Genomic DNA, 16,777 nt, shown 5'->3' with positions numbered 1-16,777 from the left:
AAATTAGAATAAATAATGATTTATTAAAAAAACCGGGATCAATAAAACCTTTTCGGAACATAATGTCTTATAAAAGCAAATCTTTACGGATAGTATTCTCTAATATTTTAATATTGAAAAATTAAATCTTATTTTTGCCATACAAATTTTTTAAACAATGCCGAATATTTCAAACAGGGCACAACATATGCCACCATCACCGGTAAGAAAACTGGTTCCTTTTGCTTTAAAAGCAAAGCAAAAAGGTATAAAAGTATATCACCTTAATATCGGACAACCGGATATTGAAACTCCGGAAACGGCTTTAAATGCTTTAAAAAATATTGATTTAAAAGTATTGGAATATGCTCTTTCCGAAGGAAATATTGAGTACAGAAAAGCCCTTACGGATTATTATCACTCTTTAGGCTTTAATGACCTTACTCCTGATAATTTCATTGTTACGAATGGAGGTTCTGAAGCGCTTAATTTTGCTATTTCAACTTTATGCGACGATGGTGATGAAGTTATTATTCCTGAGCCTTATTACGCAAATTATAATGGATTCACGAGCACATTCAATGTCAATGTAGTTGCAGTTCCTTCAACAATTGAAACAGGTTTTGCATTGCCTCCTATTGAAGAATTTGAGAAAAAAATAACGGCAAGGACAAGAGCTATTGTTATCTGTAATCCAGGAAACCCAACCGGATATCTTTACACTCGTGAAGAACTTCAGCAATTAGCAGAAATCGCTTTGAAATATGACATCGTTATTATTTCAGATGAAGTTTACAGAGAATATGTATATGATGGAAAACAACAAATATCAATGCTTGCTTTTCCTGAATTGAGTGAAAACTGTATTATCATCGATTCTGAATCCAAGCGTTACTCTATGTGTGGCGTAAGAATTGGTTGTTTGATCACCCGTTCAAAAAAGATTCATGATGCAGCAATGCTTTTTGCCCAGGCAAGACTAAGTCCGGTTCTTTTAGGACAAATTGCAGCAACAGCAGCTCACCAGAATGACGGAGCATACATCCGTGCAGTAAGAGAAGAATATACACACAGAAGAAACATTCTGGTAGATCTTCTTAACGCTATTCCCGGAGTGATCTGTCCTAAACCAAAAGGAGCATTCTACTGTGTAGCAGAACTTCCTGTAGATGATACTGAAAAATTTGCTCAATGGCTTTTAGAAAAGTATTCCAATCATAATGAAACGATTATGGTAGCTCCTGCGGGTGGATTCTACAGCAATCCTGAATTAGGTAAAAAACAGGTAAGAATCGCTTATGTATTAAAAGAGGATGATTTAAGAAGAAGTGCTGAAATTCTTAAGGATGCACTTAAACAATATAAATTGGAATTCAATCTATAAAAAATAAAGTAAAGATGTCAGCAATAAATAATTTTGGTTTGAAAACTATATTCTCACCCTTTTTATTGCTGATATTTCTTTCCTGTCATAAAAAACAAGAAAAAGCTCCCGTAATTAAAAACTCCAATGAGATCACCTTCATTAGTGTATCTAATATAGGAGGAAACCTAGGAAATTACAGGATTATAAAAATAACTAAAGACTCCATTTCTTTAGAGCAAGGCATGACAGCCAAAAAAACTCATCAATACTGGGGTTCCGAAATCACCCGTAAAAATTGGCAGCAATTAACCTCCACTATTGACGTTAAAACATTAAACAAGATCAAAAGCTCACCAAGCGCTCAGTCTGTAGACGGGATTGATGAAACATTTCAGATCAGAACACCCAGAAAGTCTCATGTGTATGTGAATTCCTACCATGATACCATTCACTATCAGCAGCTTCAAAAGCTCAAAAACAGAATACAGGAAATTCTGCCGAAAGAATACCGATAAGCCCATGCAAGAAAATTTTTCTTTAAAACCCTATAATACCTTTGGGGTCGAAGCCAAAGCAAGATATTTTACAGAAGTACAAACCATTGATGAATTGAAAAATGCCATCCATTTTTCCACTTCTCATTCCTTACCGCTTTTATTCTTAGGAGGCGGAAGCAATGTATTGCTGACCAAAGATTTTGAAGGAGTAGCTGTTCAACTTAATTTAAGAGGAATTTACGAAGAGAACGTAGATGAGAACAGTGTTTTAATTACAGCAAAAGCAGGAGAAAACTGGCATAATCTGGTTATGTTTTGTCTGGAGAAAAACTATGGCGGATTAGAAAACCTATCTTTAATTCCGGGAAATGTAGGAACCTCTCCTATGCAGAATATCGGCGCTTACGGAACTGAAATCAAAGATATCTTTGTCAGTTGCAAAGTTCTCAACCTTCAAACCTTAAACGTTGAAGATTTTGATTTAAAAAAATGCAGATTTGGATACCGGGATTCTATTTTTAAGCAAGAAGGAAAAGGAAAATATGTGATTTTAGAAGTTACCTTTAAACTCACCAAAAAAGATCATCATATTAAAACAGAATACGGAGCTATTAAAACCCAGCTATTAAAAAATGGTATTGAAAATCCTACTATACAGGATGTTTCAAAAGCCGTTATTGCTATCAGGCAAAGTAAACTACCAGATCCTAAGATGATTGGCAATGCCGGAAGCTTTTTTAAAAACCCTACCATCCCTTTACTTCAGTTTGAAACTCTGAAAACACAGTTTCCAGATATACAGGGCTATCCCAATGGGAATATGGTAAAAGTTCCCGCAGGATGGCTGATCGAACAATGCGGTTGGAAAGGAAAACAAATAGGAAATGTAGCTTCTCATCAATTACAATCTCTAGTAATTATTAATGCTACAGGAAGGGCTACAGGAAAAGAAATTTTTGATTTTTCCACAGCCATCATCAATTCTGTAAAAGAAAAATTTGGAATAGAACTCGAAAGAGAGGTAAATATTTTATAAAAGTGATATCCATTTTTAATATAAAAAAGCAGCCAATTTTTCAGGTTGCTTTTTTTGTCACTCAAATTTCATTTCAATTTTAAAGTAAAAACCTTATTTTAGTTAAAAATTAACAAAAACATAAGATGAAAATAGCTATTCTAGGAGCCGGAAATATGGGTTTATCATTTTCAAAATCATTTTTGAAATATGAATTGATTAAGCCTGAAAACTTACACTTAATTACCCGAAACCAATCTAAAATCCCTGTTATTTCAGAACAGTTTCCAAACTCTAAAATTTCAACTTTTGATGAAGTTAAAGAGCTGGACACCGATCTTATCATTATTGCTGTAAAGCCACAGGATTTTCAGAATGTTGTCGAAAACATTCAATTTTCCCTACACAAAAATCAGATGGTTCTTTCTATTATGGCGGGAATTAAAATTGAAAAAATACAAAAGCTCTTAAACCACCCCCTTATTGTAAGAGCAATGCCGAACTCTCCCACCCTTTTAGGAATGGGGATTACAGGCTATACATCTGCAGATGGGATTTCTTTCAGCCAACTTATTAATATCGAAAGACTACTAAACAGCACTGGAAGATCTGTTTATTTGGAAGATGAAGAGTTACTGGATGGGGTTACTGCACTTTCCGGAAGTGGGCCTGCCTATTTTTATTACATTGTCGATGCAATGATTAAGGCGGGGGTTGAAATGGGAATTGATGAAAATCTATCTAAATTATTTGTTAAGCAAACCATGCTTGGAGCTTACCATTTAATGAATAATTCAGAAAGAAATCTTGAAGATCTCATCAAAGATGTTGCATCAAAGGGAGGTACAACAGAAGCTGCTTTAAAAACATTCGAAGCCAATCATTTAAAGGAAATCTTAAAGAAGGGCATTTTGAATGCTGAACAGCGTGCTAAAGAATTAAATGGCTAAACGACCAGAATACTAATTTTATAAAATTTCTTTAACATCAGGTACAAATTTATTCATTTCAAAAACATTAAATTTGTGTGTTAAATCAATTTAATGAAATACGTTTTACTTACGCTCATTTCAGCGATGCTGTTGTCCATATCATGGCCAACCTACGGGGTTCCGTTTTTTATCTTTTTTGCCCTTGTTCCACTACTGATGATGGAGCATGGTGTTTCTAAGTTTTCCAGTTTCAAAAGAAAAAGCTGGGTAGTCTTCGGACTTTCCTATCTATGTTTTGTTATCTGGAACATTGTGACAACCGGATGGCTATATGGCTCAAAAAACCCGGATGGCACCCATTCCTTAATGGCTGTCGTATTTCCTGTATTGGTCAATTCATTTTTATACTCCCTGGTTTTTCAATGTTATCATTGGTATAAAAATGCACAAGGCACCTATTGGGGACTCGCTTTCCTTGTAGCCATATGGATGGGATTCGAAAAATTCCACATGAGTTGGGAGCTTACGTGGCCATGGTTAAACCTTGGAAATGTATTTGCAGATTATCCTAAACTAATCCAATGGTATGACACATTAGGGGCTACAGGAGGAAGCTTCTGGATTCTATTGGTTAATATTTTCATTTTTTATACTGTCAGAACCTGGGAAGCAGGGCGAAAAAGAAAAGATTTGATCAGAAATACATCCCTGATAGCTGTTCTGATCATTCTGCCGATGATCATTTCATTAATGAAATACAATAACTTTGATGAAAAACCTATCGGCCAAGTTAATGTTTTAATGCTTCAGCCTGACCTTGATCCATACGCTGAGAAATACTCTAAAGACAGTTTAACCATTGAAAATGACCTGTTAAATCTTGCTGAAAAAAATTCAAAAGGAAAAATTGATTATTATATTGCTCCTGAAACAGCTATTCCCGGAAGAGGCTCTATCTCTGAGACCGCTTTTGAAAAAAGCTTGCTTTTAAATAATATTAAAGGCTTTCTTTCCAAGCATCCTGGTTCTGTTTTTGCAACAGGAATCTCTTCTCATCGGTTTTTCACCAGTGAGACTAATCTTCCTAAAGAAGCCTATCAGCTTAATCCAGGACTTTGGGTCTCCAATTATAATTCAGCCATCCAGGTTATCCCTAATCAAAAAGTAGAGGTTTATCACAAAGGTAAATTGGTTCCTGGTGTTGAAATTTTCCCTTACATGAGTGTATTAAAGCCTCTTTTAGGTGATGCTATGCTTAATTTAGGAGGAACTGTAGCATCATTAGGAACAGATAAAGAAAGAGTCGCTTTTTCAAATCCTTACAACAAAGGACAAATGGCACCTATCATCTGCTATGAAAGTATTTATGGAGAATTCGTAACCGACTATGTTAAAAAAGGAGCTAATTTTCTGGCTATTATGACAAATGACTCATGGTGGGGTGTTACAGAAGGACATAAGCAATTGTTGTCATATGCTAAATTAAGAGCTATAGAAACGAGAAGAGAAATTGCCAGAGCTGCTAACAGTGGAATTTCAGCCCATATCAATGCCAAAGGTGAGATTCTGGAAGATACTTTTTATGGAGATCAGACCACACTATTTGCAAAAGTCAACTTATATGATCAACAAAGCTTTTATACAAGAGCAGGAGATCTGCTATCCAGGTTTTCAATTTTCGCATTAGGATTTTTGCTTTTCTATTTCTTAATCAAAAGATTTCAAGCTAAAATGCAGAGCAAAAAAGCATAATTCCCATTTAAAATAAGGTACAAAAAAAGAGAAAAGCCAGCTGGACGTCTGGCTTTTCTCATTGATAAAACATTCAATTATTTAATGATGAGTTTTTTAATGGTCCATTGGTCTTTTATTTTTACTTTTAATAGATATCCGCCTTTAGTAAGTCCGGATATATCAACAGATTGATCGGCATTTAGTGTCACATTCAACTTCTTACCATCTATGGAGTACATTTCTACTGCACTTACTTTTTCTCCTTTAATAAACACCCGATCTGAGGCAGGATTCGGATATATAGTAAATAATTCTCGATCAACTACATCCTTAACTCCTAAGGTATGAGCCGTAGAAGGATCAGAATATACCCTTGAAGCATCAATTGATCTTACTGACCAATAAACGTTCTGTACAGATGGATCCAGTTCTAAAAACCATGAAGGTGTCGTTACTACATACTTGGCAATGTCTCCGGCTCCTGAAGTCGTCCCCACTTTTATTTCATAGCGCAGTGCGCTTGTAGGAGTTTTATCATCACTAGCTCCACTCCATGAAAAATTAAATCGATTTCCGTTTTTCGTAAGACTCAGGTTTGTAGGAGGCGCAGGCTTTAAATTGGTTTCAGTTGAAACATTTCTGAAGATTTTAGTCACTGAAGGCATTCCCGAATCTGCCCAATCAAATCCGGACAATAAAACATCCAAATGATGATCATTGTTATAGTCAAGTAAATGCACAAAGCCCGGGCCTCCTAAAGTAGACAAACCTGTAGGTATATTTTCTGTAAATGTTTGATTGTTTGAATTATATACAAATATTTTGACAATAGCATCATTATTTTCGTCATTCCCGGACACTATAAAATCATAATAGCCGTCATTATTCAGATCTCCCGTTGCAAGAGAAGGATCAGAAATTTCAGGAACTGCAAGCTGCTGAATATTGAGATGACCAGTACCGTCATTCATTAGTATTGCCACATACCCCGCATAGTTCTCATCCTGGGCTGCCACGACAACATCCTGATAACCGTCTGCATTAAAGTCTGCAATCTCCAACTTCCCACTGGCAAGCGCCGGCAGCGTTTGGGACAGCATCAAGGTACCAGAATTATTTAAATACACTTTAAACATAGGAACACTATTTACATCATATCCGAGCATAATCATATCAAGAAGATGATCATTATTCAGATCAACCATTTTAAAACTGCTGTTCTGGGCTCCCTCCATCCAGCCCTGAAACTGCTGGAATCCATTACCGGAATTTTGATAATAATCTAATTTATTAACAAATCCTGCTCCATCAACATATTGAGTTCCATTGATTGCATAATCCTGCAGTCCATCATGATTAAAATCGAAAACCTCCATCGAGCCATACACTTTCCCAGGAAGATCGGCTTCTTTTATAAACCCCGAACCCGTATTACGAAACCTATAATGTTTATAATTAACAATATCCATATAGCTCAGGCCTGTAGAAATAATATCATCGAGACCATCATTATTATAATCTATAAATTTAATATCCCCCAAATGAGTAACATCTGCTCCAAAATTAGCATAAGGAGTAAAGGTCGTCCCATTATTTTTATACACCTCATTAAAAGTTGTATCTACATTACCATCTCCGTCTGCATCTATAGCTCCATTGATTACAATATCCTGAAATCCGTCATTATTAACATCTCCCGTATCACCAGCCGGATAATAAAAATTTCTAATATCGGTCTGTACTTCGGAAAAAGTCTGAGCTGCGAAACTTACAGGGATCATATACAATAAAACATAAATCTTCTTCATATTATTTTTATTTAGATTAATTAAAAACAAAGATATAAGATTAATTTTCCTTTTCTTTCGATCTTTACATGAAATTTATCAGTTCTACTTCTATCACAGGCAACACCTACTGATCGGGCATTTCTTCGCAATTATTAATCAACAGGTTATTTATAAATATTTTCCAAAAGATTTGTCTATCTAAAAAATTCTTCGTTATTTTGCACTCTCAAATATTATACAAATAAGAACATCGAGATATGTCAAGAATTTGCCAAATAACAGGAAAGCGTGCAATGGTTGGTAACAACGTTTCTCACGCTAATAACAAAACGAAGCGTCGTTTTGAAATTAACTTATTGGAGAAGAAGTTTTACCTTCCGGAGCAAGATAAGCACGTAACACTGAAAGTATCAGCTCATGGATTGAGAGTGATTAACAAGATTGGAATCGAAGAAGCTCTAGAAAGAGCTGTAAGAAACGGATTGATTAAAAAGTAATTGAATCATGGCAAAAAAAGGAAACAGAGTTCAAGTAATCCTTGAATGTACAGAGCACAAAGAAAGCGGTATGGCAGGAATGTCTAGATACATTTCTACAAAAAATAAAAAGAACACAACAGAGAGATTAGAGCTTAAAAAGTACAATCCGGTTCTTAAGAAATATACCCTACACAAAGAAATCAAGTAATTTATAAAATATAATTTACCATGGCAAAAAAAGTAGTAGCAACCCTACAAAGCGGTCAGTCAAAAAAAATGACTAAAGTTGTGAAAATGGTGAAGTCTTCTAAATCAGGAGCTTACGTTTTCGAAGAAAAAGTAATGAATGCAGACGAAGTTGATGGTTATTTGAAAAAATAATCCTATACTTTATTTACAATATTAAAACTACTCATATTTTGGGTAGTTTTTTTGTTATCTTTGCCTACCAGATGACTAATCAATGAAATATGAAAAAGATTCTTGTTCTGGTTTTTACAGCAATGTTTCTATTTTCGTTCAGTCAAAAAACAATGAATACGATAGAATATAAAAACTCAGAAAATGTTTTTCCTATTAAAGGGCTTTCCCAATCTGTAAGCATAGATTACGGAGATTCTACAATGGTGATTTTATCAGGTCAGGTACCTTTAGATAAAGATGGGAATTTAATAGGAAATAATAACGTAGAAAAACAAACTCAACAAATTTTTACAAATATTGAGAGTATTTTAAAAGAATATGGAGGAACAGCAAAAGATATTATAAGACTGGGAATCTTTATAACAGATATTTCCAGAACACCGGACTTTAGGAAAGTCAGGGACTTATATATTAATCTTCAAAATCCTCCTGTAAGCAGTCTTGTGGAAGTAAGTAAATTATTCAGAGATGATGTATTGATTGAAGTAGAAGCAACTGCAGTAATAAAAAAAAGCAAATAAGAATGAAACTATGAGTTGGTTTAAAAATATATTCAAAAAGGAAGAAAAAGAAACCTTAGACAAAGGACTGGAAAAGTCCAGCCAGGGATTCTTTGAAAAAATAACAAAAGCCGTAGTCGGCAAAAGTACAGTAGATGATGAAGTATTGGATGATCTTGAAGAAGTATTGATTGCTTCGGATGTGGGGGCTTCTACTACTATCAAAATTATAGAAAGAATTGAAGCCAGAGTTGCCAGAGACAAATATGTCAATGTAAGCGAACTGGATCATATACTTCGTGATGAGATTTCCGGATTACTTCTGGAAAACCCTCATGCAGGGACAGGAAATATTGATGCGTCCAAAAAACCTTATGTAATAATGGTTGTCGGAGTAAACGGTGTTGGAAAAACAACAACCATCGGAAAGCTTGCTCATCAATTTAAATCAGAAGGTAAGAAAGTAGTATTAGGAGCTGCTGATACCTTTAGAGCAGCAGCAGTAGACCAATTAACCATCTGGAGTGAAAGAGTCGGCGTACCTATAGTTAAGCAGGATATGGGATCCGATCCGGCCTCTGTAGCTTTTGATACAGTTCAAAGTGCAGTAGCACAAGAAGCTGATGTTGTTATTATAGACACAGCAGGAAGACTTCATAATAAAATCAACTTAATGAATGAGCTTTCAAAGATCAAAAGAGTAATGCAGAAAGTTATTCCTGATGCTCCTCATGAAATCCTTTTAGTTCTTGACGGATCTACCGGACAAAATGCTTTTGAACAAGCTAAACAGTTTACAGCAGCCACTGAAGTTAATGCCTTGGCCATTACTAAACTGGATGGCACTGCTAAGGGAGGAGTCGTTATCGGAATCTCTGATCAGTTCCAGATTCCCGTGAAGTATATAGGGGTTGGAGAGAAGATGCAGGATTTACAATTGTTTAATGGTACGGAATTTGTTGACTCATTCTTCAAGAAGAGGTGATTTTTATCATGTCCTCTTTGAACAGAAAACACATTTCATACATATTAACAATTAAAAATTTAGAACTATGGGAATTTTAACTTGGATCATATTTGGTCTTATCGCAGGTGCAATTGCAAAACTTATTATGCCTGGAACACAAGGTGGTGGTTGGTTGATGACTATCATATTAGGAATTGTTGGAGCTTTCGTAGGTGGATTTGTTGGAAGTTTACTTGGATGGGGAACTGTTGAAAGTTTTGATTTCAGAAGTATGCTCTTAGCTGTAGGAGGTGCCCTTATCGTCCTTTGGATATTTGGGATGGCCACCAGGAAGAGCTAAAAAAAATATTTATAAAAGTAAAAGACCGGTTTGAAATTCAAACCGGTCTTTTTTTAAAACAATATATAATTTAGTTGATCTTGATCTGATAAGGCATTTCCATCTTTACTTCAGATCTTAGCTTTTCATCTGTAATCTGCTGTAAGATTTCATAATTAGTTTTTCCTATTTTACTTTTGATTATTCTGGCTGAAATATCATCTTCATTAAGATCTTTAAAGATCTGCTCAAAAGGAGACATCTTCTTAGGATACGAAGCTATATTATAAGATTTTAACCCTGCTTTCTCCGCAGCAAACTTTACCGCATCATTTAAGGTTCCAAGTTCATCTACTAACCCTATTTGTTTTGCTCGTGTACCACTCCATACTCTACCTCCTCCGATGTTATCGATCTGATCAAAAGTCTGTTTTCTGTTTTGTGTCACAAAATGTACAAATCTCTTATAGGTTCCCTCAACACTTCTTGTAATCATACTTACACCATAAGGTGTCACTCCATTCAATCCTGAATAATATTGAGAATTGGCATTGGTAGCCACAATATCTGAACGGATTCCATTTTTATTAGCAATATCCTTATAATAAGGTATTACTCCGAAAACACCGATAGATCCGGTTAACGTATTAGGCTCAGAATAAATTTTATCTGCTGCCATGGCAATATAATATCCTCCTGATGCTGCATAGTCTCCAAAAGAAACAATAAGAGGCTTTTTCTTTTTAAGCTGCTGAAGCTCAAACAAGATTTCGTCGGAAGCATTAGCACTCCCCCCGGGAGAATTAATTCTGAATACCACAGCCTTCACTTTATCATTTTCCTGTAGATCTTTGATATACTTAACATATTTTTCAGAATAGATTTCATTGTATCCGTCACCATTATTGATAGATCCTGAAGCATATAAAACAGCAACTTTATCTCCTGATTTATCATCTCCGGCATATGAGTTAATATACTTACCTAATGAAATTTTATTCAGTTTATCTTTTTCTTTAAGGCTTAATTTAGATTTGATAAGCTCATCATATTCCGTCTTCTGAATAAGTTTATCAGCCAACTTGTATTTCAAACTTTGCTCCGGAATCATTCCATATAAACTATCAACAATAGTTTTAAATTGAGCTGTATCAATTTTTCGTGAAGTGGCAATTCTTGTAGATGTATTCTTCCAGATATCATTAAGAAGCATACTTAATTGCTCTTTATTTTCAGGAGAGATATCATTTCTTATGAAAGGCTCTACCGCAGACTTAAATTTACCGTGACGGATCACTTCAATTCCAATTCCATATTTTTCAGCAAACTCTTTAAAGAAAGCTACTTCGGTAGCTAATCCTTTTAATTCAATCCCACCAGAAGGATTAAGGAAATACTGATCAGCTACAGATCCTAAATAATAAGAGGCCTGTGAAGCATCATTACCGTATGCATACACAAATTTACCACTCTTTTTAAAATCATTTATGGCATTTCGTAAGTCATCAATCTGGGTAATCCCTGCATTTAAATCATCTGCCTCAATACTTATACCTTTAATATTGTCATCAGTCTTAGCTTTTTGTATAGCTTCTACTGCATCATATATAAGGATACTTTTATTCTGGTTACTGATATTAAATAATCCAACCTGTTCTTCAGTTGGGCTATCAATTATCATTGTTTTTAAATTAATCGTTAAAACCGAATTTTTTTTCACAACGACAGATTTATCACTACTCATAGAACTAAATACCAGCATTATGATAAAAAAGAAGAAAAATACAGCACATAGTATGACAATTGCCACTATATTTGCTAAAACATTTTTAAAAAAACTTTTCATATATCAATCATTTTTTAATATGTCGCAGCATAAGGTAGTTTTGTTACTAGGAAGTAACCTTGGAGATCAAAAAAAAAATATAGAAACGGCAATTGCAAAAATGAAAGAGGCTGGTATGGAAATGTTAAAATTTAGTATTTTTTTAACATCTGAGCCCGTAGAATTTGTTAGTTCTAATATTTTTTGTAATATTGCAGCAATAATATACACACATCTTTCGCCTATTCAACTGCTTGATTTAGTTAAAAGTATTGAATTCGAAATGGGGAGAATTAATGATTCTAAAATGTCTGGAGGATATCATGATCGAGTAATAGATATAGATATTGTTAAATATGATGAGTTAAAATTTATATCAGAAAGACTGGAAATCCCTCATAAAAAACACCTTTTTGAAAGGGAATTTTCGAAGATATTATTAGAAGATTTTATCAAATAAAACATAAAACATATTGTATGAAATTAGGTTTATTATTATTGGCCGCACTGCCTATTGCGACTTACGCTCAGGACAGTATTAAAGTAAATTCGTCGGACAAGTACCCTAATACATTCTCCTCGGGTTCCGCAAATGTTCAGCCTTTTGACAATAAGGCAAGAAGATTTAACGATTGGTCTATTTCAATCGGAGGTGGTGCTGCATTTATGCCACATGCTGATCTTACATCATTTTATGATGGAAAGGTTAACTGGGGATATAATGCATATATCAGTTTGGACAAACAAATTTCCCATGTTTTTGGAATTAGTTTAATCTATCAAAGAGGAGAAACTAATCAAAAAGCTAAGCTACCAGGTGCAGCAGGCGCTGTTGCCGGGGTTGGAGAAGCAAATACCAAATACAACCAATTGGCTTTGATGGGAGATGTAAACTTTTCTAACTTATTGAGAAGAGTAGACAATCACTCTCCTTACAGATGGGCTTTCCACGGTTATGCTGGTATTGGAGTAATGGGGTATAACACATCTTTACACGACAATGACCAATTCAGATGGAGTAACAATCCAAGAAGAGTACCTTTATTTATCGAGCAAGACTTTGATATTAATTCCATTTTCTATCAATTCGGATTTGGAGTAAAATATAAGGTTTCAAAACTTATCGATATTGAAGCAAGAACAATGTACATCTTAAGTGGAGATGACGAGTTTGATGGTGGAGGTAATGCAGATCCTGCTGATTATAACCCAGCATCAAACAATCCCAAATACAACATGATCAATAAGTCAAGATCTGATAATATGTGGACAGTGAACTTAGGTCTATCCTTTAAATTAGGAAAACATCCTTCTCACTTAGCATGGCATGATCCTTTACAAGAAGCTTATTATAGAACAAATGTTCTTGAAAACGCAGCTACTGATTTTGTAGTTTGTGAAAAAGGAGATAATGACAACGATGGTGTTTGTGACGATTGGGACAGAGAGCTTAATACTCCTGCTGGTGCAAGAGTAGATGGTGCTGGTGTCGCTTTAGACATGGACCTTGATGGAGTTATCGACTTATACGATAAATGTGTTACGGTTCCTGGACCTGTTGAAAATAATGGTTGTCCAACCAAATAAACAGTATACACACTTAATTAATCGATTAATAATATGTTAGTTTAAAATAACTAACTGAAAATATAATTTAAAAACACAATGAAATTAAATTTAGCAATTGTAGCATTAGCATTAGCTGTACCAACAGCTTCTTTTGCACAAGATTCAACAGCAGTTTCAAACGGAGAATATCCTAATACGTTTTCTTCTGGTTCTGCCAATGTTTCGCCTTTTACACAGAAATCTAAAAGATTTAATGATTGGGCTATTTCAGTTGGTGCCGGGGTACCATTGATGCAATCAGCAGATTTAACATCTATTAAAAATGGTAATGGTAAAAATCTTTTTGGATACTCTGCTTATGTAAGTATTGATAAAGCAATTACTCATGCTTTTGGTCTTAAATTACAATATGACAGAGGAGAAACAAGACAAGGATTCTTCAGTACAAAAGATTCCGCTCCTGCTGATTTAGCTGTGAGCCAGAGATTAGCTGCAAGAACTCAGTATGATGCGATTTCAATTTTAGGGGATATTAACTTCTCTAATTTATTAAGAAGAGTTGATAATCACTCTACATACAGATGGGCACTTCATGGTTACGCTGGTGTAGGTACCTTGGCATACAGAGCTTATCTAAAAGATGGTTCTAATCGTCAAAGATTAATGACAGAAGTTAAACCTTTTAAATTCAACTCATTATTCGGACAGGTAGGTACAGGTCTTAAGTTTAAAGTGAACAGAAGTCTTGATATCGAAGGTAGAGTAATGTATGTAGTTACTGGTGATGATCAGTTTGATGGTGGAGGTGCTAAATACAGTGCAATCAACCAACGTGAAGAAAATACATCTGATAACTTCTTCAATGCTACTTTAGGGGTTACTCTAAAATTAGGAAAACATGAATCTCACTTAATGTGGCATGACCCATTACAGGAAGTTTATTATAAACTAGATGTTTTAGCCAACAAAAACCAAGATATCGAAGTTTGTAAAAAAGGAGATGCTGATAATGATGGAGTTTGTGACGATTGGGACAGACAACTTGATACTCCTGCTGGTGCAAGAGTGGATGGTGCTGGTGTTGCTCTTGATACTGACCTTGATGGTGTAATCGACCTTTACGATAAGTGTGTTACAGTACCTGGACCTGTTGAAAATAATGGTTGTCCGGTAAAGAAAAACAATCACGAAACAGCTAAAGAAGTAGAAAAAGAACTTAAAAATGTATACTTCAATTTTAATAAAGCTACTATTAGACCAGAGTCTAATGAAAAGTTAGATCAAGCTGCTAAAATTATCAAAGAAAGTGAAGGTAACTATTTACTAACCGGACACACAGATATTAAAGGAAACGCAGCCTATAATTTAAAGCTTTCTAGAGAAAGAGCTGCTGCTGTAGTTTCTGCTTTAGAAGTTAGAGGTGTTTCTCAAAATTCACTAAAATCAAGAGGTGTAGGTTCTGCAGAAGCAACAATTCCAGCTTCCGCATCCGATGCAGAAAGATTAGCTGATAGAAAAGTTACAGTTCGCTTTATAGAAGATAATAAAGAGTGGGACTCTATAAAAAAGAAAGATTATAACGATATTTCTTCACAGAAATCTCCTAAAAAGAAATCTTCTAAAAAGACGCCTGCTAAGAAAAAGAAAAGATAATTTTCAATCTAAGTAAAGAAACCGAAAAAAATCTTTTCGGCTTCTTTATTTATATCTTTACAAAATGAAATATTTTTAGTAATTTTACTCAATTATCAAAAATAACTGTAAAGTATTGATATTTATCATTATCCAGAAATAGACAAAAAGAAATTTGTGTAGTAAAAACATAGAAATCATTTAATTAACTAAATAAAAAAATACACTATGAAATTAAGTTTAGCTATCGTAGCATTAGCATTAGCTGTACCAACAGCTTCTTTTGCTCAAGACTCAACGGCAGTTTCAAACGGAGAATATCCTAACACATTTTCCTCTGGTTCTGCTAACGTTTCGCCTTTTACACAGAAATCTAAAAGATTTAATGATTGGGCTATTTCAGTTGGTGCCGGGGTACCATTGATGCAATCAGCAGATTTAACATCTATTAAAAATGGTAATGGTAAAAATCTTTTTGGATACTCTGCTTATGTAAGTATTGATAAAGCAATTACTCATGCTTTTGGTCTTAAATTACAATATGACAGAGGAGAAACAAGACAAGGATTCTTCAGTACAAAAGATTCCGCTCCTACTGATTTAGCTGTGAGCCAGAGATTAGCTGCAAGAACTCAGTATGATGCGATTTCAATTTTAGGGGATATTAACTTCTCTAATTTATTAAGAAGAGTTGATAATCACTCTACATACAGATGGGCACTTCATGGTTACGCTGGTGTAGGTACCTTGGCATACAGAGCTTATCTAAAAGATGGTTCTAATCGTCAAAGATTAATGACAGAAGTTAAACCTTTTAAATTCAACTCATTATTCGGACAGGTAGGTACAGGTCTTAAGTTTAAAGTGAACAGAAGACTTGATATCGAAGGTAGAGTAATGTATGTAGTTACTGGTGATGATCAGTTTGATGGTGGAGGTGCTAAATACAGCGAAATCAACCAACGTGAGGAAAATACATCTGATAACTTCTTCAATGCTACTTTAGGGGTTACTCTAAAATTAGGAAAACATGAATCTCACTTAATGTGGCATGACCCATTACAGGAAATCTATTATAAACTAGATGTTTTAGCTAACAAAAATCAAGATATCGAAGTTTGTAAAAAAGGAGATGCTGATAATGATGGAGTTTGTGACGATTGGGACAGACAACTTGATACTCCTGCTGGTGCAAGAGTGGATGGTGCTGGTGTTGCTCTTGATACTGACCTTGATGGTGTAATCGACCTTTACGATAAGTGTGTTACAGTTCCTGGACCTGTTGAAAACAATGGTTGTCCTACGTCAACTACAGGACCGGTAAAAGAAGAAGAAAGAACTTTGGAAGGAATTGAATTTGATTTAAATTCTGACAGAATCTTACCTTCAAACACTCCTATCCTTAACAACGCGGTTAATTATATCAACTCATCTAATGGTTCTTATAACGTAATCGGAGCTACTGATACAAGAGGAACTGATGCTTATAACCAAAAATTATCTCAAAGAAGAGCAAATAACGTTAAGAATTACCTAATTAAAAATGGTGTTCAAAACGGGAAATTAAACGCTGTAGGTAGAGGTGAAAAAGACCTTAAATACCCTGAATGTGAGCCTGCTACTAAATGTCCTGAATGGAAAAACAGAGCGAACAGAAGAGTTTATTTCGAGGCTAAATAATAAACTATTTATTCAATTATATAAAAGTCACGCATTGCGTGACTTTTTTTGTTATGATACTTTCCTTATT

At 34.7% G+C, this 16,777-nt stretch carries 17 protein-coding genes; 15 read left to right on the top strand and 2 right to left on the bottom strand.

All coding sequences use genetic code 11. The features are described from left to right. Positions 1–157 precede the first annotated feature (157 nt). From CJF12_RS18175 to lnt, 5 genes are all read left to right on the top strand, one after another. Positions 158–1,363 carry a pyridoxal phosphate-dependent aminotransferase gene (locus tag CJF12_RS18175; RefSeq protein ID WP_034683832.1) on the top strand — a complete coding sequence of 402 codons (1,206 nt, stop codon included), beginning with the start codon at positions 158–160 and terminating at the stop codon, positions 1,361–1,363. 14 nt (positions 1,364–1,377) lie between these two features. Continuing rightward, the gene (locus CJF12_RS18170; RefSeq protein ID WP_034683830.1) at positions 1,378–1,860 is read left to right on the top strand and encodes a hypothetical protein; all 483 of its coding nucleotides are present in this window, start codon (positions 1,378–1,380) and stop codon (positions 1,858–1,860) included. Between the two features lie 4 nt (positions 1,861–1,864). Further along, positions 1,865–2,878, top strand: coding sequence for a UDP-N-acetylmuramate dehydrogenase (gene murB / locus CJF12_RS18165; RefSeq protein WP_034683829.1), 1,014 nt, complete (start codon positions 1,865–1,867; stop codon positions 2,876–2,878). A gap of 125 nt (positions 2,879–3,003) precedes the next feature. Continuing rightward, entirely contained in the window at positions 3,004–3,807 is an 804-nt protein-coding gene (gene proC / locus CJF12_RS18160; protein ID WP_034683828.1) for a pyrroline-5-carboxylate reductase, read from the top strand. 93 nt (positions 3,808–3,900) lie between these two features. Beyond that, positions 3,901–5,541, top strand: coding sequence for an apolipoprotein N-acyltransferase (gene lnt / locus CJF12_RS18155; RefSeq protein WP_034683826.1), 1,641 nt, complete (start codon positions 3,901–3,903; stop codon positions 5,539–5,541). A 77-nt stretch (positions 5,542–5,618) separates the two neighbouring features. Here lnt and CJF12_RS18150 read toward each other — a convergent pair whose 3' ends face one another. Continuing rightward, a complete protein-coding gene (locus tag CJF12_RS18150; protein WP_034683823.1) occupies positions 5,619–7,331 on the bottom strand; it encodes a T9SS type A sorting domain-containing protein in 1,713 nt (570 codons plus the stop codon). Positions 7,332–7,570: 239 nt separating this feature from the next. Between CJF12_RS18150 and rpmB the strand changes: the two genes are divergently transcribed. The 6 genes from rpmB (at position 7,571) to CJF12_RS18120 (ending at position 10,022) form a co-directional block, all read left to right on the top strand. Further along, on the top strand, positions 7,571–7,810 hold the full coding sequence (gene rpmB / locus CJF12_RS18145; RefSeq protein ID WP_007841810.1) for a 50S ribosomal protein L28: 240 nt from the start codon (positions 7,571–7,573) through the stop codon (positions 7,808–7,810). 7 nt (positions 7,811–7,817) lie between these two features. Beyond that, entirely contained in the window at positions 7,818–8,000 is a 183-nt protein-coding gene (rpmG, locus tag CJF12_RS18140; RefSeq protein ID WP_034683820.1) for a 50S ribosomal protein L33, read from the top strand. A 20-nt stretch (positions 8,001–8,020) separates the two neighbouring features. Next, complete coding sequence (locus CJF12_RS18135) at positions 8,021–8,173, top strand: DUF4295 domain-containing protein (RefSeq protein WP_002976755.1); 153 nt, start codon at positions 8,021–8,023, stop codon at positions 8,171–8,173. An 89-nt stretch (positions 8,174–8,262) separates the two neighbouring features. Then, positions 8,263–8,736 carry a RidA family protein gene (locus tag CJF12_RS18130; RefSeq protein WP_051887254.1) on the top strand — a complete coding sequence of 158 codons (474 nt, stop codon included), beginning with the start codon at positions 8,263–8,265 and terminating at the stop codon, positions 8,734–8,736. Positions 8,737–8,746: 10 nt separating this feature from the next. Then, complete coding sequence (gene ftsY / locus CJF12_RS18125) at positions 8,747–9,700, top strand: signal recognition particle-docking protein FtsY (RefSeq protein WP_034683817.1); 954 nt, start codon at positions 8,747–8,749, stop codon at positions 9,698–9,700. A gap of 67 nt (positions 9,701–9,767) precedes the next feature. Then, positions 9,768–10,022, top strand: a complete 255-nt coding sequence (locus tag CJF12_RS18120) for a GlsB/YeaQ/YmgE family stress response membrane protein (protein WP_034683816.1) — start codon at positions 9,768–9,770, stop codon at positions 10,020–10,022. 70 nt (positions 10,023–10,092) lie between these two features. Here the strand turns inward: CJF12_RS18120 and sppA are convergent, their stop codons facing one another. After that, positions 10,093–11,847: a signal peptide peptidase SppA gene (gene sppA, locus CJF12_RS18115; RefSeq protein WP_034683815.1), complete on the bottom strand. Its 1,755-nt coding sequence runs from the start codon at positions 11,845–11,847 to the stop codon at positions 10,093–10,095. 19 nt (positions 11,848–11,866) lie between these two features. Here sppA and folK point away from each other — a divergent pair, with 19 nt between their 5' ends. The 4 genes from folK (at position 11,867) to CJF12_RS18095 (ending at position 16,707) form a co-directional block, all read left to right on the top strand. Beyond that, complete coding sequence (gene folK / locus CJF12_RS18110) at positions 11,867–12,286, top strand: 2-amino-4-hydroxy-6-hydroxymethyldihydropteridine diphosphokinase (RefSeq protein ID WP_034683951.1); 420 nt, start codon at positions 11,867–11,869, stop codon at positions 12,284–12,286. A gap of 17 nt (positions 12,287–12,303) precedes the next feature. Further along, positions 12,304–13,413, top strand: a complete 1,110-nt coding sequence (locus CJF12_RS18105; protein ID WP_034683814.1) for a flagellar motor protein MotB — start codon at positions 12,304–12,306, stop codon at positions 13,411–13,413. Positions 13,414–13,491: 78 nt separating this feature from the next. Further along, positions 13,492–15,048 carry an OmpA family protein gene (locus CJF12_RS18100; protein ID WP_095591204.1) on the top strand — a complete coding sequence of 519 codons (1,557 nt, stop codon included), beginning with the start codon at positions 13,492–13,494 and terminating at the stop codon, positions 15,046–15,048. A 207-nt stretch (positions 15,049–15,255) separates the two neighbouring features. Then, positions 15,256–16,707 (top strand): OmpA family protein, encoded by a 1,452-nt coding sequence (locus CJF12_RS18095; protein ID WP_095591203.1) that lies wholly within the window; start codon positions 15,256–15,258, stop codon positions 16,705–16,707. Positions 16,708–16,777 lie beyond the last annotated feature (70 nt).

Source organism: Chryseobacterium piperi, assembly GCF_002285635.2.
In the GTDB taxonomy this organism is placed as follows: Bacteria; Bacteroidota; Bacteroidia; order Flavobacteriales; family Weeksellaceae; genus Chryseobacterium; species Chryseobacterium piperi.
The sequence above is the reverse complement of the archived record's forward strand: the minus strand, read 5'-3'. Positions and strand labels throughout refer to the sequence as shown.